This is a genomic window from Mesoflavibacter sp. (assembly GCF_964226795.1).
Lineage (GTDB): Bacteria > Bacteroidota > Bacteroidia > Flavobacteriales > Flavobacteriaceae > Mesoflavibacter > Mesoflavibacter zeaxanthinifaciens.
Window position 1 is genome coordinate 156,875 of sequence record NZ_CAXQQP010000012.1, and the last position, 20,191, is coordinate 177,065.

Below are 20,191 nucleotides of genomic sequence, written 5' to 3' on the forward strand. Positions count from 1 at the left end.
TAGTATTTAAGCTCTTAAAATAAACTTAAAATTTAAATAAATTATTTTTTTCGCATGTATACACTTACTGGTACACCTTTAAAATCGTAAATTTCTCTTAGTTTATTTTCTAAGTATCTTTTGTAAGGATCACGTACATATTGTGGTAAATTACAGAAAAATGCAAATTGTGGCTGTGGCGTTGGCAATTGCATAATGTATTTAATCTTTACAAATTTACCTTTGTAAGCTGGTGGCGGATAACTTTCTATAATTGGAAGTAACGTTTCGTTAAGCTCGCTAGTTTTTATACGTTTTGCACGGTTATTATAGACTTCTACAGCAGTTTCTATAGCTTTATATATACGTTGCTTCGTTAATGCAGAAATAAATACAATTGGTACGTCTGTAAAAGGTGCAATTTGTTCTTTTATATATTTTTCAAATTGAACGGTTGACTTATGGTCTTTTTCTACTAAATCCCATTTATTGACAAGGATTACAATTCCTTTTCTATTTCGCTCTGCTAACCAAAAAATATTTTGAACTTGTCCGTCAAATCCTCTATTTGCATCTACCACTAATAAACACACGTCTGAATGTTCTATAGCTCTTACACTTCGCATTACAGAGTAAAATTCTAAATCTTCTTTTACTTTAGATTTTTTACGTATTCCTGCAGTATCAACTAGGTTAAATTCGAAACCAAAACGATTATATTTTGTATCAATTGCATCTCTAGTTGTTCCTGCAATATTGGTAACGATATATCTATCTTCACCGATTAAAGCATTTATAAAAGAAGATTTACCTGCGTTTGGACGACCAACAACTGCAAATCTTGGTAAGATTTCTTCTCTTTCGTCTTCTTTAGGTTCTGGTAACGCTTCGACTAAAGCATCTAATAAATCACCTGTACCACTACCATTTATACTGGCAATTGTATAATAATCGCCAAGTCCTAAGCTATAAAACTCTACAGCATCTTCGGCACGTTTTCCGTTATCAACTTTATTAACAACTAAAAACACTGGTTTTTTAACCTTACGAAGTAATTGTGCAACATCTTCATCCATTCCTGTTACACCAGATTCTACATCTACCATAAAAATAATAGCATCTGCTTCATCAATAGCCAGTTCTACCTGCTTATCGATTTCAGCTTCAAAAATATCATCGCTACCAACTACATATCCGCCTGTATCGATTAATGAAAACTCACGACCATTCCAGTCTGTTTTACCGTAGTGTCTATCTCTAGTTACACCACTTACTGCGTCTACAATCGCTTCGCGACGTTGAATTAATCTATTAAAAAAAGTGGATTTTCCTACGTTTGGTCTTCCTACTATAGCAACAATATTACTCATATCTTTATGTTTTAATCTGCATTACATATCCTGCAAGCGAGTGCAAAGGTAGTGTTTAAACTATTTACTATTCAATAAAAAACAGTATTTTAGTTTATTATGAATTAATTATGAACGAAAATTTAAACGAAGTCATTTTAAGACCACGATTTAAAATTGAATTAAATAAAGACAATATTTCTGTTTTAAATGCTTTTGAAGCTAAAAAAACATCTCAAAAAGAGTTTGTAGTCTCTAGAGTTGATGATCATGTTTTTATAAAATTTCCAAAAGCTAAACAACGGTTTTGGACGCCACAATTACATTTAGAGATTAACGAAACTAATGAACATAAAAGCTTGCTTTATGGTCTTTTTGGACCCAATCCAACGGTTTGGACTATGTTTATGTTTTTTCATTTTGCAGTTGCTGGTTTTTTTATTGCATTTGCCATATGGGCATATTCTAATTATGCTTTAAAAACCGATTACTACCTACAAATTTGGGGTATGCTTTTAATGATTATTTTGTGGTTTGTACTGTACTTTGCTGGTAGTTTTAGTAAAAACGCTAATCAAGATGAAATGACACAACTTTACACATTTATGAGTGATGTTTTAGATGAATAATCTACTTTTGATTATACCCAAAACGTTTAAGTTGTCTTTGATCACTTCTCCAATTTTTGTTCACTTTTACATAAAGTTCTAAATGTACTTGCTTGCCAAAAAATTTCTCTAAGTCTTTTCTTGCTTCTACACCTACTTTTTTTAAGGCGCTACCTTTATGACCAATAATAATTCCTTTTTGAGTTTCGCGCTCTACCATAATTACAGATCGCATACGGATTATGTTTTCTTCTTCAAAAAACTCTTCTGTATCAACTTCTACTGCGTAAGGAATTTCTTTTTTATAGTTTAGAAGAATTTTTTCACGAATGTTTTCATTTACAAAAAAACGTTCTGGCTTATCGGTTAATTGATCTTTTGGATAAAATGCTGGACTTTCTGGAAGCAACTCGATAATTTTCTCAAAAACTTCTTTTACGTTAAAACCTTCTAATGCAGAAATTGGATAAATTAAAGCATTTGGTACTTTTTCTGACCAAAGCTTAACTTGTGCTTCTAACTGGTCTTGATTTGATGTATCAATTTTATTTATTAATAATAGCACAGGAATTTTAGAATTGGTTATTTTTTTAAAAAAGGCTTCATCTTTTAATTCCTTCTCGCCTATTTCTACCATGTACACTAAAACGTCTGCATCTTCAAAAGCAGATTTCACAAAATCCATCATAGAAGATTGCAGCTCGTAAGCTGGTTTTATAATTCCTGGTGTATCACTTAATACTACTTGAAAATTTTCACCATTTACAATTCCTAAAATACGGTGTCTTGTTGTTTGTGCTTTAGAGGTGATAATGGATAGTTTTTCTCCTACAAAAGCATTCATTAATGTAGATTTACCTACATTAGGATTACCAATTATATTTACAAAACCTGCTTTATGACTCATGTGTAATTATTGTTTTAAAGTGCAAAGTTACGACCTTGGTTTGTTTATTCCTCTATCATACATCACAATACTTCCTGCAACCGATACATTTAAGCTTAATTGCGACTTAAATTTAACTAAAAAATGGCTTTTTTCTATTGCTGCGTTTGATAATCCGTGATCTTCTGCTCCTAACAAATAAACACAGCGTCTTGGGTGATGGAAGGTCTCTAAAGATTCTGCTTCTTCAGTTAATTCTACACCAACTAATCTTGCCCCTTTAGGTAAGTTTTTATAAAACTCTTCAAAATTTTCATAATGAAAATAAGGCATAGATTTTACAGCATTATGCGTATCGCAAGCTTGTTTGGCGTAACGATTACCTATTGTAAAAATAAAACTTGCTCCTAAATTTTGGGCAGATCGCCATAATACACCAAGGTTTTCTGGTGTTTTTCCGTTAAGGATACCAATACCAAAAAATTCGTTTTCAAAATTATCAATCATACTGCAAAAGTAACTTTTTTATTAGCAACATTAAAAAAGCTATCTATAAGGTAAATTTGACTTTAAAGTATTCGATTTTTTTATAAAGAAAGCTAATAATTTAGAACTAAATATTGCAAATAAAATTGAAAGTAATTATCATTAAAAAACCTCAGGTTATGAGTTTAAACAAAAAATCTCTAACACCCCTATTTACAAGGCTTCCCAGCGTACCGTATAAAAAACCGTATGCAAAAACGTATGCACTTTTTGTTGCCGGTTTGGCACCTCTGTTATACAATAAATTTATACACAAATCTACACTTTTTTTGGTTAACCTTGGTTAGGTTTGGTTAAAATTTTAGAGAACTGCATGAAAACACAAACAACTAAATATCAGCTATTTATAAATTTAACCAAAATTGAGTTTTTGGTTAAGTTTTGGTTAACCTTGGTTACGTTTAGTTAACCACAAAAAATATTTTTAATGTCTTTTTTTGTTATGATTTGAAATGTTTTTGAAACAAAAAAATCTGGATTTTTATTTTTCTTTTTTACCATACATCGAAATATTAAAAACTACAGCTTTAATTTATCTATATTTACCCCAGTTTTAAACATCACTATTAACCTACTTAAAAACTACTTATGAAAAAAAACTACCCAAACAAAATTGCTAAACTTTTAGCTTTAGCGCTAATTTCTTCTACATCACTTTTAGCACAAGTAAATGATGAAAATTTTGACGGATTAGCACCTTCTTTAAGAGGACTTGATTACACTACCAACGGAATTAGATTTCAGCAAATTTCTCCAACTTCAATAAGTCAAATGGCGTCTTTATCTGAACCATCTGATTTTATAATTACTCCAATACCTTCAGATCTAGGAATGTTATTTAACATCGATAATTCTGGCACTGTTAATGGCCCAAACATTGGTGCTTTTGATTATAGAATAGGAAGTGCAGATGGATCTGAATTTAAAATAGAATCTATGGAAGCAGACATGTCTGCTAAAAACCCTGCAAATGGTTACGCCTTTACTGCAACTATTACAGGATATAGAGATGGAGCTGTTGTTGCTACAGATAATATAGATTTTACTGTAAGTGACACAAATGGTTCTGTTAGCTATACAAAAGATGCAAACCCAGCTGCTAATGGTGGCGTATTAACTTTTAATAGTGATTGGGGAACAATTGATGAAATTAGATTTACTGGTGGTAACTCTAGCTCGATTTCTCTTTTAATGGTGGACGAGTTAGATTTTTCTATGCCAGATGCTTTGAGTATAGAAAAAAACAGTATTCAAGCTAATTTTTCTTTATATCCAAACCCAACCAAAGGAACAGTAAATTTAAAATTAGGTAACGCTAAAGACACAAAAATTAAAGTCATCAATACTTTAGGTCAAGTTGTTTATAAAAAAGATAATATTAACAACTCTACTTTTAAGTTTGAATTAAATCAACCAGCTGGTATTTATTTAATTCAAATAGAATCTAAAGGAAAAAGCAAAACTTTAAAACTTATTAAAGAGTAATATTTTAATTCTAAATTTTTTAAAAAGCGGATCGATGATCCGCTTTTTTTGTTTTGGTTTTTCTAGGAGTTAAAATTCATATTGTACCTAGTTATATTGATTACTTGGTTTATTTTGTAGCTTTTATCTTATAATTAAAAGTTGTTTTTTATATATTTACCTCAGCTATTAACAATAACCCAATTACGGATTACCGTAAAATAAAAACTATTACTTCTATTATTTTTGAAATTAAATGATATCTAATTTTAATTATTAGATATTAGAAATTATACGATTGATAATACTTGTTGTGCTTCATGCGAAAAAAGCCGAACGCACAAGCAAAGAGTGCTACGCACACATTGCTTTTTTCAACGATCGACAAAAAAATAAAAGACTAAAAAGGACATATGGAAACATACACAATGGTCATATACGGACTCTTGGCGAGTTGGACACTATTCTCGATTTATTACACTATTAGAGTTTGGACTAAAGGAGTCAATAGAATTATTCCATACGTCTATGACACAATACCAAATGTCTTCACCACAATTGGCGTTCTAGGAACATTTGTCGGGATCTACTTCGGTCTTAGACACTTTGATGTAGAGAACATAACTGAAAGTATTCCAACTCTTCTTGAAGGACTAAAAACTGCCTTTACAACTTCAATTTGGGGAATCTCGCTTTCATTAGTTTTTGGTAAAATCACACAAATAGTATTAAGGTCAGTAGAACAGAAACTTCCACCTAAACCAACCGATGAATTAGCAGCATTACAAGAAATAAACGAGACTCTTTCAGAATTAAGAAAAGAGACTAATACTAACCTTCAAACTCTCAATAAATCACTGAATGGAGAAACTGATGACAGTGTCTCAACTCAACTAGTGAAATTGAGAAATCAGTTTTCAGATTTACAGAGTACGAATGAGAAACAGAATGAAGCCTTAAATAAGGTTCAACAAGCTTTAGGCGGTGACGAAGAGACTAGTTTACTCACTCAAATTCAAAAACTTCGAGCGGAGCAAACTGAAATCGCCAAAGACACCAAAAAGAATGTTGATTGGATTGTAGAATCCATGAACAAAAACAATGAACTCATTTCCAAGAAATTTGATGAGTTCTCTGAATTATTGGCTAAAAACAACACAGAAACTTTAGTTGAAGTAATGAAAAGAGCGACAGAAGAATTTAATGCCCAAATGTCTGCTCTTATTGAAAAGCTTGTTCAAGAAAACTTCCAAGAACTCAACAATAGCGTTCAACGCATGAACGATTGGCAACAGGAAAATAAAGAAATGATAACTCAATTGACCAATCAATTTACAAAGGTTTCAGAAGACTTCCAGATTGCCTCAGTGTCAATTAAGGAAATAACCGAAAATACAAGCAAGCTCACCAATGATAATAGCCATTTGACCAAATTGATTGAAGAACTTCAAAAGGTTATGATTGACGATACTAAGTATCAAGAAATCGTTAGTCAACTAACTTCTGCAATTAACACACTCAAAGAAAATACAGATGCTTTCGATGAGACAACAAACAAACTGAATGATTGGGTTCGTAATCAAATGAATTTCACAGATAGCGTAGCTAAACTTCTTACTAGGCTTGAAGAAATTGATAGAATCAAAGATATTAATGAAGTGTTTTGGGAAAATACCAAGAAACAACTCAATGAAGGAGTATCAGTTATTGAAAAAGCAAGTAAGCGTTTATCAAGTGATGTAGAAAATATCAATGAAGAGTTTTATGAAAGACTAAATGACACTTTTCAAAACTTAGATACTTTAATTCAGAGAATCATTGATAAATACAACTAATTATGGCATTAGGAAAATCAAATAGCAATGAAAGCAATTGGATATCCTTTAGTGATATCATGACAGGTCTTATGGTCATATTCATGTTCATTGCCATTTCTTACATAGTCGAAGTTCAAAAAAAGCAACAAGAACGAGATATCATATTTGAAGAATTTAAAGCAACAAAAGAACAATTGTATGCCGAGCTTGAAAAGGAATTTAAAGACGACTTCAAGGATTGGGAAGTTGAACTTGATAAAGACCTTTCAATAAAATTTACAAATCCAGACGTACTTTTTCAATCAGGCAAATCTGAAATAAGACCAAACTTTGCGAGTATCTTAAACAAATTTCTTCCTCGATATTTTGAAATCCTTTTACAGAATAAGTACACCGATAAAATTGCAGAAATAAGAATTGAAGGTCACACCGATGCTGTTCCTGCTCCTCAATATGATTCCGACCCATACATTGGAAATGTTAAGCTGTCTCAATTACGTTCCGCGGAAGTTCTAAAGTATTTCAGGAGAATGCCCTATTATGAGCAGCTTTCAGATTCTACAGAACAACAATTACAGTTTTGGTTAACTGCGAACGGCCTATCATATGGAAAAACTCTTGATTCAAGTAAAGAATTGACAGCTATAAGTGGAAAACCTATTGACAATGAGTTTTCTAGGAGAGTAGAATTTAGAATCATTACTACTAGTGAGAATCTTGTTGAACGAGTACTTAAAGAAATTGGAAAGTGATGCTATACTCATTTGAAAAACTTGATAAAAAGCTTGACCAACTTGGCTTCCCGCAAATTCAAGGTGGCAGTGGGTTTCAGATTATCAAAGGTATTGATTTTGAAGAAGCCTATAAATCAGGTTCAATATCATTCGAAGATGATGGAATTTATCTAGAGTATGAAGGAAAAAAATATCGTGGCTACATGTTTATTCAAGAAGCCTATATAACATACAATGGCGGCCCCGTAAAATTCCCGAAATTTCATTTACGAAAGTGCAGAACTATTCAAGAGTTCATTAGTAGTGGTCGATTCAAACAACGATACGAATGGTCAAATTCAGATGTAAACAACTTGGTTGACAAACAAACAAGGACAAAATATAATGATACCAAACTTGACGTATGCTCTTATTGCCAATCGGACTACTTTGATGATATCGAAGATACTCAGGACTTTTTCGACTCTCTTGATAAAACTGAAATAGAAGCAGACAAAATTGAAGTAGATATTTTTGGCTATGTCCGTGGCAAAGAAAAAATTAGCAAAGACTTTCGAACCAGACAGAATTATACTTGTGAAAAATGTTCCGTAAGACCAAAAAGTAATCTTCATAAACGTTGGTGGCATACACACCATGTAGATGGAGACAAGACTAATAATAGTCTAGCTAATTTAAAATGCTACTGCATTGTGTGCCATTCAAACGTTGACGCAAAACATAGAGAGAACTTTTCTAAGGGCTCAATGCCTAGACAAATAGAACATTTCAAAAAGGAATATCAGAACGAGTTGAAACGACTAAAAAACCCATATGTATAATCCAATGCTCAGTTCTAGCAAGTTACAATCATCGTTCCTGCGGTTTCAAAGAGCTTTCACTCCAACGCACAGACGAAGAAAAATAAAGCACAAAAGCACTACAATGTGTATAGTGCATAAGGGTTTCGGAGGTTTTCGAGCGGTATCACCCGCATTAATTTCAGGTGGTAACTTGATAGGTTTGAAGCCCGCAATCCCTTACTACACCATACACTTAACGTTACAATAAATAATACATAACTGAATGAAAAATAAATTTGAAAAAGATTTTACTCAATTATTTATCTTAAATACTTTTTTACAAAATCATAGCAACGAAGAATTAAAAACTCTTTCTGACACAAAAGTAAGTGAGCTAAATAATTTAAATGACTTTAATAGTTATCAAGAAATAATAAAATCAAAAGAGATTTGGCATAGATTGTATGAACAAAAAGATTATGATGTAGATATATTATCTTTAGTCGATAATAAAAAAAGAAATTTATTCAGACTTTTAAGCAGTTGGATTTTATTATCATGTCTAATCGTTATGCTTGTAATCCCTTTAATTTTATCTAATTATTGGTTGTATTTTTTTCTTTTATTACTTCCTCTATCTGCATTAGCAAGCGGCCCAATTAAAACACCTATTAAACCTTTATTTTGGCTAATAATAATTGGAATTGGTATTTACGGAATAACCATGAAGAATTACGACCTTTTAATTATGCTTGTTCCATTGCTAATACTGAAATATTCGGCAATAAAAGCACGAAAAGTGTTTCAAAAATCAATTATCAAAGCAGCGAAAAGTCATGAGATATTTTTTAAGTTCTTATACATCACAGGGATTATATCAGTTTATGACTCTGAAAAAGATGAATTGTATAACGTATAATAGACACTACTTGTAACGATGACTATAAGTAATTACAGATTCTCTCTTACTTCTGAAAATCCTCACAGATTTTAATTTGAATATACTAACTAAATCAACCGTTAAAACACTTGTCTACTAATTGTCTAAAACGTAATTTAATATCACAAAAAAATTAGTTGTAATTTTCATTTCGGGATTTCTATTTAATTCATGTAAGGACATAAAAACACAAAATCTAATGTTTCAATCACAAATGAGAATAAATGGAACATAAAAACATTAAAGACTAAAGATATTCAACACCTTTACTTGAGTAAATGGGATAAAAAGCTGTTGAAACAAGATGTTGAAGGTTATAACAAATACTCTGAAATTTTTAATAGTTATTCATCAAATAAATCTCCTTTTCCAGTAGCAGAATACGATTATGCATTGTGAAGTATCCCACTTACCATTGAGAAAGATTCTATAATTTTTAAAGGTGTAAGAATTGGAGAAACTATTATAAGTCATCCCCAAATGGATAAATCATTTTTATATGATCAACAAAAAAATCTACTAACAATGATGAAAATTTTGAAAAAGTATTATTAAAAAATCTTAAGTTTAAACAATAACAAAATTAAAAATCGTTTATTTTAGCGTAAATCCAACGTTTAATTTACGCTAAATGCCTATGCTAGAACCAAAATACTATACATGTAACTATTGTAAACAAGACTTTGTACCTAAACGACGTCGTGTACAAAAATACTGTAGTAACTCTTGCAGGTCTTCTGCATATCAATTAAGAAAAGGTAATAAAAATAATTTACCTGCAACAAATAATACAAAACCTGTTACAGAACAAAATGATAAAATGACATTAGCTGGTGTTGGTAATGCTGCTGTTGGATCAATGGTTGCAGGAGGACTTGTAAAACTATTTACTAACGAAAAAAACAAACCAGCAACTAAAGGTGACATAGATTTACTTGTACAAAAATTAGGAGGTCGTTATCATCTAGTAAAAAACTTACAACCTAATGCGCAAGGCGCTCTACCTCATTATGATCTAATAAAAGGTATAATTGTTTATTTGCAATTTTAAAAAATCAGATTGAAAAAAATTTATTCCATAAAAAATCATTTTAATAAATACATTGATTTTACCGAAATAGAAATTGATGATATTTTATCACATTTTACTTTAGCAGAATTCGATAAGAAAGAGATTTTATTAAAAGAAGGTAATGTTTGTAATCACAAGTTTTTTATAGTTGAAGGCTTAGTTCGTTCTTATCACTTAGATCATAAAGGCAATGAAAAAATTAATCAATTTGCTATTGAAAACTGGTGGATTACTAATGTTGAAAGTTTTGTAAATGAAACGCCATCTTTAACTTCTATAGAAACTATCGAACCAACTAAAGCTCTTAAAATTAATAAAAACACTTTGGAAGATCTATACATTAAACATCCAAAGCTAGAGCGTTATTTTAGGATTATCACAGAAAATATGCTAGTTGCTATACAACGTAGATACGAAGTCTTTCTACAGCTAAAAAGTAAAGACCGTTACCTCAACTTTATTAATAACCTACCAGAGTTTTCACAACGTGTTCCACAATACATGATTGCATCTTATCTAGAAATAACACCTGAATATCTTAGCGAACTTAGAAAAACATAAATTTATTTCTTAAGATACCTTAAGTAGTTTGATGTAGCTTCAAAATAACTTTACACCATAATAAAAAATTTAAATATTTATGGAACGAATAAGTTATACAGATGTACCTCAAGAGATTTTCAAAAATCTGATGGCAATTGAAAATTATTTAGATAATTCAAAATTAGATTTACATTTATTAGAACTATTGAGATTGAGAGTCGCTCAAAAAAATGGTTGTGCATATTGTGTAGACATGCATCACAAAATTCTAAAAAAACATAATGAAACCGATTTAAGACTTTCGTCACTTTGCGTATGGGAAGAAACCAATTACTTTAGTGAAAAAGAATGTGCTGTTTTAAAGTTTACTGATGTACTCACCAGATTAGAAAGACAACCTATATCTGATAGTGTTTTTAACCCTTTATTAAAGCATTTTACTAAAGCTGAAATTGCTCAACTTACATTAGCAATATCTCAAATAAATACTTGGACAAGACTTATGAAAACGTTTGGTTTTGCGCCTGGTAAATTTAAATTACAAGACTAAAAAAGCATTATAATAAAGCCGATTTATTCAATACTAATAAACCGGCTTTATTTATCAATTTAAGTCTACTTAAAATTATCTTTTGGCAATAAAATTCGTCTTATCTTATTTCTTACAACTATATTATATAGTATAGATAATACTATTAAAAAAACGAAACCTAATAATACTATGTAACTCGGTAGCTTAGGTAAATCAAATAAGGTATCTAATTTTTCGGAATAAAATACTCTACAACGTAAACTAAAAAAAACAGCTAACACTATTGAGATCAATGTTGAAATAGTAATAATCAGTTGGTAAAACTTTGAAACAGACTTATAAGTATATCCTATTGCGCCCAAATTTAAAATCATTGCCTTATTTTTTTGAATTATTAAATTAAAGCTAAGGATTATAAATCCAATTGAAAGTAACACAATAATTATAGCTACAACTATAACGAAGAAAAGTGCTGAATTAAAGAAAAATGAAAGTTTACTAAACTCTAATTTGTCTTTATTTATTGAGTAATTATTTTGATTAAAATACTCTAAAATCCTTTGATCTGTTGGATTTACAAAAGTCACTAGTAATCTACTTATTCTTGAAACGTTTGATCTTCCAAATTTTAAATTTGCGTATTTTAAAAAACTATCTGGAACTAAAATTGAATTTATTTTATTAGAAAACCCAACGATTCTACTTTTAAAAACTTCTCTTTGAAATGCTCCAGAAACTTCTAAATTAAAGGTGATTTGAGATATTGTATTTTTTGATAAAACAGGTAAACCTTGACTTTCTGCAAAACCAAAATTATAAAGCTTTAAATAATCTTCAGGTATTATTATTGGAACTACTTCATCACTTTCGTTCCATACCCAATCTTCTGACTTTACATCAATATAATTATCTGGAATACTCTCAAAAAATAAATCGGTTTGAAATAATGGGACATTTTCTGATTGATTTGAGAACGCTTTTATCTTAAAATCTGCATTATTAAATGTTGATATGTCTTTTACAAACGGTTGGGCTTGCAATTCGCTAATTTCTTCATCGGAAAAATATAATCTTTCTTTATCAACACTTTTAAACAAAGAAACCTCTTTGCTAATAACTGCGGTTTTATCATTAAAAACATCTGTTTGATTAGCCATCAAAGGTTTTAAATCAAAATACAGTTGTATTGATGTTAATACTATAAAAACTCCAACGCTAAGTGTAATTATATAACCCAGTAACTGAGTTTTTACTATGGTTTTCTTTTGAAGTTTAACAAGCATATTATAAATGTATTATTTTATCAAATTTAACCATGGTAAGATCTTCTAAAGCAGTTATAATCATTCCTGCTTTTCTTTGGTGTAACTCGTCTAATAATAATTCAGTGATTATTTTAATATTTGTGTTATCTAAATGACTAAAAGGTTCATCTAATAACATATATTCAAACGGTTGGCATAACGCTCTTATAATTGCTACACGTTGCTGCTGACCAAGAGATAGAGTTTCAACTAAACTATGTGTTTTATGAGATAATTGTAGTTTTTGAATTAACCCTAATATTTGCTCTTCTGTTTTATAGTTTGTTATTATGTTTTTTAACTGAATATTTTCTAAAACAGTCAGGCTTGGAAACAGTTTTAGGTCCTGAAACACATAACTAATTTTGTTCTGTCTAATGTTAGTAATTGAATTATCACTAAAAGGATAAGTAATTTCTCCTGTATAATTAATATTGCTTTTATAAATAAAGTTTAACACAGAAGATTTACCATGACCTGAGTTAGCCTTAATTAGATAGTTTTTACCTTGTTCAAAAACAATATTTTCTTTTAAATAAATGTCAGAAGTAGAAATTTCTACTTCTGACATGTATTTTGGTTTTATATTATTTAATTTTATTTGCGCCATTTTTAATATGATGAATATTGCTCAAAGCTTTCATCAATAGATTCTAAAAGTACTTGAAGACTATTTTTTTGTTTATTTTGAGTTTCTAAATTAAACTCTAAAGTATATCTGTCAATCATTTTTACTTCCATACCTTTTGCAAACTTTGTCCAAATATCAAAAACCTTTTCTTCTTGATCGTTTTGCATATCCTTAAACATCTTCTTTACTTCTTTTGGGTAATCATCATAATTCATATTAAAATACGCATAATAACCTCCATCTGATAAGTTAGCTCTTTTGTCTGAATTATTTACAACTTTAGAAGATACACCTCCATCTTTAAATGCTTTTATACTTTTTTTATCATTAGTAAGTAAGCAAACCTCATCATTAAAAGCTATAAATAATGATGAATCGCCATCAATTTCTATTTCATAATAGTCGTTTCTTGCTTCTATTTTACGTTCAGGAATTTCGTCAATAATTTTTTTCAAATACTTATCTGAGTTGAGATCAAAAACTAAAGACATTACTGGTACTGTTTTTGTTTTTTTACCGTAATAAAAGTCTTCATACTCATATTCTTCAAAACCAGAAAGGTCAACAACCATAGATCCTTTTAAACTTGAAAAAAGCTCTTTTAGCTCAAATCCCATTTTTTTCTCAAATTCTCTTTCCATTTTATCGGTATCCATCTCTTCACTGATCATATTGTAATATGCTTCAGGATTTATAGCTAAACTTGCGTTTGCATAACTTTTCTCTGGTAAGTAGTTTATAATTGTTTTATTAAAACTATTAGAAAACATATCGTCTTTTTCTACATACTTTTTTAAATCATCATTAGGTAAAACTTTAGTTAACAAATTAATCTTATCATCCTGAAAATCTACTTGAGCTGTAATGATGTTGTCTTCTATATCGAAACCAAGCTCTCTTTCAATTTTTTTAAACTCATATTGTGATTTAAACACATTAGTTGACATCCAAAAGTTTACATCTTTTTTATCATTATAAAAGGACATAAACTCTTTGTTTGAAGTAATTTGTCTATTTTCTTTTATTTCAAATAAAGACTCTATTGCAATATCTAAGTTTTCTCTACTTGATCTATTTTGAGCACCTAACATAATCATTTTTTTATCATCCCATGCAAATACTACTTCGCCTTTTACTATTATATATTTGTATAGTTTTTCTTTTTCTAAATCAAAACTAACACCACCTTTATCTAGTATATCTTCTATAAACTCGGTAAATTTTTCTTCATCTTTAACATCTAAAGCTAAACAAAAGTATTTTTCATCTGAAGCATCATCTATATAAAACATAAACATATCTTTTGCTAAATCTAAGCCTGATAACGCTGGATCTTCTTTAATATCTTCAATAAATCGAGCTACTTTTTTATCTTCGTTTCTAACTTCTCTTTGAAACACTTTAAAAAACTCTAATTCTTCAATATCCTTAAGATTTCCTTTTTTATATAGAGAATATACATCAACAACTGTTATTACGTTAGTATCTTCTGGTATTAATGTTAAGCTATTTGTTGAGCTATTACACGATACTAAAAGCGCAAGAAATAAACATAGAATTATATTCTTAATTTGTAGGTTAATTAGTAATTGTTTCATTTTTAAATTATTGGTTTTTTTGAAATTATTATGTTTTAAATTATTGATTTACTTAGCTATTACACTTAATAGACTTCTAATATTTTTAGAATATCAAGACCTAAATTATCGTTTAATTTTGTTTCGTTGTCACTAAAAACATTAACCATTCCTTTTTTACATTGATGATTAATACTTATTGTGTTATCACTTACTTTTGAGTAATCATCTGTAATATAACTTTGATAGTTATGCGATTTGGATCCAGGATACAATAATACAGCTTTTTCTGCATCCCAAAAACGACAATAAGTGTACATCTGTCTTAAATCTCCTACAGAAGCAGAATTACTTTTTGGTAGTTTCCATTTTGTATCAATGATATAAACTTTACCATTTTTTCTTAGGACTATATCTGGTCTTAAGTAGTTATTACCCCAAAAAGGTTTAGACTCTTGCCCTGTAACCTCAAAATCATGCTGAGTGCTTATTTTTTTAAGCTGTCTCAATATATATGTTTCCCATAAATCATTCATATCAAAAAGTAAAGACAACATTTTTTCTTTACCACTTGAAATATCTGGTGAAAAATTAAGAATGATTAATCTAGCTAACTCAACTGCATAAGTATAGTCTTTTGTTTTTCTATTTAGTTTTAAATTTTCTAATTGACTTTTTGTAATGTTTAAACTTAAGTTACTAGGAAAATTTAATTGAACCCTTTTTACATGATCGTACAATCTAGTTCCTTTTGTAAAATGACTTACTATTGATAACGCTTTAAATAGCACATGGTGTAATAAGTGATTCTCATCATATACTTGATGCGTGGTATAAAATCGTTCTTTATGAATTATATTTTTTTGAAGATGACCTGCAAATTCTAATTTACCCTTCAAACTAGATACATTCTTGGTTTGTTTTCGGTATTTTTTCACTAGTCCTTTTCTAAGTAAACTATCTAATTCTTGTAAATACAATTCAAAATAAACTTCTAACAGGTTTAAGTGTTTTCTATTTACGTTTGCTGCACCAGTAGAATTAGCTTTCAATTTACCGCAAGCCTTTAACATATTAAGTAATACTCCACTCCATCTACTATCTTGATCTGCTTTATCTGCTTTTGGGTTAATTTGAATAACTAAACCATCAACTTGAATTATACCAACATATTGGTTAAATTTTAATCCCTTAGCTATAGGCTCAAAATATTTACCATCATGATACTCATTAAGTTTCAATAAGGCATCAAGATGCACCTGTTTAAAACCATTTGTACCAACCAACAAACGTTGATGTTCAAATACTGATATTTGTTTAATTTTCTTCAACAGGATTATTCAATAGTTGATCTAAAGCTTCAATTATATTTTCAGGATTAATGGTCTTTAAATTATAACTAGGCATTTTAAAATCTTCTGAATTTTCATAACTAAAATCTGCAAAGGTTATTTTGTCATTCTTAATTGTTTCAACAAATCCTTTACCTAATACCAAGCCTATTTTTCCATAATCGCCATAGAAATACTCTTGTAATAATGGTACTATCTTATTATTAAAAGCCATTACTAATTCATCAAGCGTTTTTACATTATAAAAATATGAATGTCCTATTGTATGGTCTCTATCAATTAATAATTCTATTCTCTGGTTAATTGTTTTTAAAACTTTAGATAAAGAAAAACCTTGAATAGAGAAGTCTGCTATGACATCATAATTTGGCATCATTTCTTTAAATTCAAATCTACGACGCAATGCTGTATCTAAGGCTTCCACAGAACGATCTGCCGTATTCATTGTACCATAAATATCAAGATTTGATGGCACTGAAAACTCTTCTTTTGAATATGGTAATTTCACACTCATTTCATTAATTTCTCCTTTACGCTTATCAATTTCAATAAGAGTAATTAACTCTCCAAATATTGCAGAAACATTACCTCTGTTTATTTCATCTATGAAAATAGCATATCTATTATTTGGATCATTTTTCGCACGTAAGCATAAACGCTTAAATACACCATCTTCAACTGCATATCCTAAATCTGATGATTCTTCTTCATTTTCAGGAAAAACAGGTTTAATACCTTCTATAAAATCTTCATAAGAAAAGGATTGATGAAATGTAACAAAGTCGTAATGTTTAATAGACTTTACTGTATTTACTATAAAATTATCAACCTCATCTTTAATTTCAAGTATTTCTGGAGCAAGCTCTTTAACCTCTGAATCAATTAACACCCAAAACTTATCTTCAGATTTATTAAAAATAAGTGGCGCCTGTCTTTGTTTATAATTTACACTAGTTGAATCTTCAATTGTATGCATTTGTAGAGTACCCCACAAAGTTGCTCTTACATTTTTAGAAACACTCAAGTTTGCTTTGGTTGCTACCCATCTATTCTCTAAAATATCACTCACTTTAGATTTACCTTCTTCAAACAGAGCTAAAGCAATTGCTTGCCACCATGTAATACTTGACACAACCTCTTCAAAATATTTATCTCTAGATATATCTTGTTCTCTAAGTATATATTTATCAAATAATTGATCCTTTAAAAAAAAAGTCTTTCCTGTACCTGGAGGGCCATAGAAGATTTGGTTTATAGGAGCTGAATAGTTGTTGTTTAAGTTATCTTTTTTAGGATTAATTCCGTGCTCTGTCTTTAAAAATTCTATATAAGCTTTAATAGAAGCAGAATAAAATCCATTAAACCCATAAGATGGTGCTGCTTCATAGTAGTATATACCTTTTTCATCTTTTTGATGCTCAATTAAGTCTTGATAAAAAAGTGTTAGTTTGGCAATGTTTTTTTCTGCATAAACATTACCTGCACCTAAAAGTTCATTTAAAATATCTATAGCTCTTAAATAAGAAGCAACTTTGTTACTAGTTTCATTAGTTTTTAACCAATTAGAAAACTTTTCTTTTACACTAAGTATGTCTGCGTTTCTTGTTTGAATACTCTTTTTTTCTAATGCCTCTTTTAATTTATTTTTTAAGTTATTTTGTAGGTTATAAAAACGCTTATTATCTGGTATTAATTTATCAATCCCAGATTGTAACGCAGTTTCTCTAATAGTAGGATAATTTTTATCTAACCAATTGTAGAGTAGTGTTGGATCTTCTATAGTAAACTCTCCAATATGCAACCATGCGCGCTCTTCTTTATTATCCCATTTTATGCCATCAAATTTTGAAGCCAACTCTTTATAAAAAGTGATTAACTTTTGATCTTGTTCTCCAGGAAAAACAATTTCTAACATTGCTGTATATGTATCGCTTTTTGTAGGTCTAATTACAATACCTATACTTTTAGTTGCGTTGGCTCCGCCACTTTTATCTGATAATGCTACAAAGCAATAATCATTATTGCCTTGAAAAACCAAACCGTGTGCAAATTTACCACCAGGAAAGTTTTTATCTGTTACACTAGTGCGTTGTCTAACTAAAAAGTTAAAATTTTTATCATGTGTATCTCTATACTCTAATAAGAACTGGTGTATTTTTTGATGAAAATGCATATTATTTTTGTTTTATTAATCTACTTTCATGGAATCTCATTAACTTATAAAATCTATTCCAAAACTTTCTACTTTGTCTTTTAATAATATCTCTACCATCATTTAAAGTTCTCATACTGTCATTTGCTTTGTATATATAACTTAAATAATTGCCCCAATAATATTTTTTTGTCTTTTCATAAATAGTTGGATCTATTTTAGAAGGGTGATGTATCAATTTTCGTTCTGCTCCTCTATGGGTAAATCTTTTGTATAACCTTGATTTAAAAATACTTTCATCTGGGTTTTTACTATGAAGCGCCATAGAGGCTGATTTTTTAAATGATCGTTTCATAGATCTATAAAACTTAGAAAAACCCGAGTTCTTAATTAAAACACGTTGTCCATCAAAAATAAAACCTAAATATTCAAGACTCTTGTTATAATTATGTTCCTTATATTTTTCATCTATTTCAAATCCTTTAAAAACTCCATCAATTTCCTCAAATCTATAAACTGTAGTTTTAGATGGATGTATTTCTAATTTTGCTAAGTTTTGAACTTTATCTCTTATGTATTTTATTATTTCGTCCTCATACTTTTGTTCACAGACTATTATTAGGTCATCACTATATCTCTGATAATAACCACCAATAGTCTCAACTTTGTCATATACTTCCTGATCAAAACTCAACATATAAACATTTGCTAGAGTTGCACTAATAGGACTGCCTTGAGGTATTCCCTTTTTATTTTTCCCAGAAATGATAAGGTTGAGATTGTTTTGTATAAATTCTTCTTTAGTACAATATGCTACTGCATTTTTCTCTTTGAAATATTTATTAGATTCTATTTCTACTCTCTTTATTTCCTTTTCTTTAGAAGAGTTTGGCACTCCTCTCTCAACTAACATTGACCCCTTGTAACTGTTAAAAAGTTGATCACTTTCAACATAACGTAATTTGGTTAATGCTTTAAAAACATTATAATGATCTTCTGGCAGCGTATTTAAATTTAAAACTTTACACCATTGTTTTTTTAAAACTTTGTGATCTAAATTATCAAAGAAAGCCGTAACGTCTGCAACAATTGCAGTTAACTTTTTTTCTTCATTCTTCTTTATAAATTCAAAAGTACTTTTAGCAAAATCTATATTACATTTATTTTTATCAGAACCTTTAGTGATTGGTATTTTGCGATAAGCGACAATAGATTTATTAAAGTTTTTAGTTTCAATTAGATTTTCATATGCCTCATAAATAATTTTATTATAAAATGAAAAAACTATAGAATCTAAGTGTGAAGCATAATAAATATTTCTAACTTTAGGTTTATCTATAAAACGCTTTCTCTCTCCTGTTTTTTTGTTTCTAACAAGGTTTACTGTATTTGCTCTGTACTTACGTTTTACAATACATTTATGAATTAAAGGTAAAAAACTATGCTCTTTAACACACGTTTTGTTTTCCACGTATTTCTTAACCCATTTATAATCCTTTAAAGATAAAGGAACTCCAATATGTGGGTACTTTTTTATTTTAAACCAATCTTCTGTTTCCATAATTAAAAATAGGGCCAGATACTAATAGTAGCAGGTTTGAAATGTACATGCTTTTCGAAGGTTTCCCTCTTACGAGTTGACGCAACACTACTCTTTTCAGGTATAGAAATTATTATCTTTGTAACTAATAGCTTAAACATTATTAAAATGCTAAACAGATTAACCCGTAGATACAACTTCAGGAAACTAACAGTTCTGACACTGTTATCAACTATATCCTCATTCATCACTTTTCTTGGTGATTATTTGGATATTAGTATCATCCTTCCAATCTAACTTATATCTTAGAAAGTAAAACTGAGTAAAACGTAATCATTCCGACCTTCTGGCCCATTTTATTATTATTCTAATATATCATATTT

The 20,191-nt window shown here is 29.5% G+C and carries 18 protein-coding genes; 9 read left to right on the top strand and 9 right to left on the bottom strand.

Annotated features, from left to right (window positions below; genetic code table 11):
* Positions 1-41: 41 nt before the first annotated feature.
* Positions 42-1,349 (bottom strand): ribosome biogenesis GTPase Der, encoded by a 1,308-nt coding sequence (der, locus tag ACEQT4_RS11320; protein ID WP_027880301.1) that lies wholly within the window; start codon positions 1,347-1,349, stop codon positions 42-44.
* Between the two features lie 110 nt (positions 1,350-1,459).
* Here der and ACEQT4_RS11325 point away from each other — a divergent pair, with 110 nt between their 5' ends.
* Entirely contained in the window at positions 1,460-1,957 is a 498-nt protein-coding gene (locus ACEQT4_RS11325) for a GTP-binding protein (RefSeq protein WP_370227760.1), read from the top strand.
* 1 nt (position 1,958) lies between these two features.
* On the opposite strand, the gene era is transcribed toward ACEQT4_RS11325, so the two are convergent.
* Together era and ACEQT4_RS11335 are read right to left on the bottom strand one after the other, a co-directional pair.
* Complete coding sequence (gene era, locus ACEQT4_RS11330) at positions 1,959-2,843, bottom strand: GTPase Era (RefSeq protein ID WP_106676615.1); 885 nt, start codon at positions 2,841-2,843, stop codon at positions 1,959-1,961.
* Between the two features lie 27 nt (positions 2,844-2,870).
* Positions 2,871-3,329, bottom strand: a complete 459-nt coding sequence (locus ACEQT4_RS11335; protein WP_027880304.1) for an RNA methyltransferase — start codon at positions 3,327-3,329, stop codon at positions 2,871-2,873.
* A 627-nt stretch (positions 3,330-3,956) separates the two neighbouring features.
* Between ACEQT4_RS11335 and ACEQT4_RS11340 the strand changes: the two genes are divergently transcribed.
* The 8 genes from ACEQT4_RS11340 (at position 3,957) to ACEQT4_RS11375 (ending at position 11,270) form a co-directional block, all read left to right on the top strand.
* Positions 3,957-4,853, top strand: coding sequence for a T9SS type A sorting domain-containing protein (locus ACEQT4_RS11340; RefSeq protein ID WP_370227763.1), 897 nt, complete (start codon positions 3,957-3,959; stop codon positions 4,851-4,853).
* Positions 4,854-5,245: 392 nt separating this feature from the next.
* Positions 5,246-6,667, top strand: coding sequence for a hypothetical protein (locus ACEQT4_RS11345; protein ID WP_370227765.1), 1,422 nt, complete (start codon positions 5,246-5,248; stop codon positions 6,665-6,667).
* Positions 6,668-6,669: 2 nt separating this feature from the next.
* Positions 6,670-7,401: a flagellar motor protein MotB gene (locus ACEQT4_RS11350; protein WP_370227767.1), complete on the top strand. Its 732-nt coding sequence runs from the start codon at positions 6,670-6,672 to the stop codon at positions 7,399-7,401.
* On the top strand, positions 7,401-8,204 hold the full coding sequence (locus ACEQT4_RS11355) for a hypothetical protein (RefSeq protein WP_370227769.1): 804 nt from the start codon (positions 7,401-7,403) through the stop codon (positions 8,202-8,204). The genes ACEQT4_RS11350 and ACEQT4_RS11355 overlap by 1 nt, the downstream gene beginning before the upstream one ends.
* Positions 8,205-8,448: 244 nt before the next feature.
* Positions 8,449-9,084 carry a hypothetical protein gene (locus ACEQT4_RS11360; RefSeq protein ID WP_370227771.1) on the top strand — a complete coding sequence of 212 codons (636 nt, stop codon included), beginning with the start codon at positions 8,449-8,451 and terminating at the stop codon, positions 9,082-9,084.
* Positions 9,085-9,742: 658 nt separating this feature from the next.
* Positions 9,743-10,156 (top strand): hypothetical protein, encoded by a 414-nt coding sequence (locus ACEQT4_RS11365; RefSeq protein WP_372521218.1) that lies wholly within the window; start codon positions 9,743-9,745, stop codon positions 10,154-10,156.
* Between the two features lie 9 nt (positions 10,157-10,165).
* A complete protein-coding gene (locus tag ACEQT4_RS11370; RefSeq protein WP_370227775.1) occupies positions 10,166-10,738 on the top strand; it encodes a Crp/Fnr family transcriptional regulator in 573 nt (190 codons plus the stop codon).
* A 79-nt stretch (positions 10,739-10,817) separates the two neighbouring features.
* Positions 10,818-11,270, top strand: a complete 453-nt coding sequence (locus tag ACEQT4_RS11375; RefSeq protein WP_370227777.1) for a carboxymuconolactone decarboxylase family protein — start codon at positions 10,818-10,820, stop codon at positions 11,268-11,270.
* A 65-nt stretch (positions 11,271-11,335) separates the two neighbouring features.
* Here the strand turns inward: ACEQT4_RS11375 and ACEQT4_RS11380 are convergent, their stop codons facing one another.
* From ACEQT4_RS11380 to ACEQT4_RS11405, 6 genes are all read right to left on the bottom strand, one after another.
* The gene (locus ACEQT4_RS11380; RefSeq protein WP_370227779.1) at positions 11,336-12,535 is read right to left on the bottom strand and encodes an ABC transporter permease; all 1,200 of its coding nucleotides are present in this window, start codon (positions 12,533-12,535) and stop codon (positions 11,336-11,338) included.
* Between the two features lies 1 nt (position 12,536).
* A complete protein-coding gene (locus tag ACEQT4_RS11385) occupies positions 12,537-13,166 on the bottom strand; it encodes an ATP-binding cassette domain-containing protein (protein WP_372521219.1) in 630 nt (209 codons plus the stop codon).
* Between the two features lie 2 nt (positions 13,167-13,168).
* Entirely contained in the window at positions 13,169-14,785 is a 1,617-nt protein-coding gene (locus tag ACEQT4_RS11390; protein WP_370227783.1) for a DUF4836 family protein, read from the bottom strand.
* A 65-nt stretch (positions 14,786-14,850) separates the two neighbouring features.
* On the bottom strand, positions 14,851-16,095 hold the full coding sequence (locus ACEQT4_RS11395; protein WP_370227785.1) for an McrC family protein: 1,245 nt from the start codon (positions 16,093-16,095) through the stop codon (positions 14,851-14,853).
* Positions 16,082-18,289, bottom strand: a complete 2,208-nt coding sequence (locus ACEQT4_RS11400) for an McrB family protein (protein ID WP_370227787.1) — start codon at positions 18,287-18,289, stop codon at positions 16,082-16,084. The genes ACEQT4_RS11395 and ACEQT4_RS11400 overlap by 14 nt, the downstream gene beginning before the upstream one ends.
* Position 18,290: 1 nt before the next feature.
* Positions 18,291-19,829: a reverse transcriptase domain-containing protein gene (locus ACEQT4_RS11405; protein ID WP_370227789.1), complete on the bottom strand. Its 1,539-nt coding sequence runs from the start codon at positions 19,827-19,829 to the stop codon at positions 18,291-18,293.
* Between the last annotated feature and the right edge of the window lie 362 nt (positions 19,830-20,191).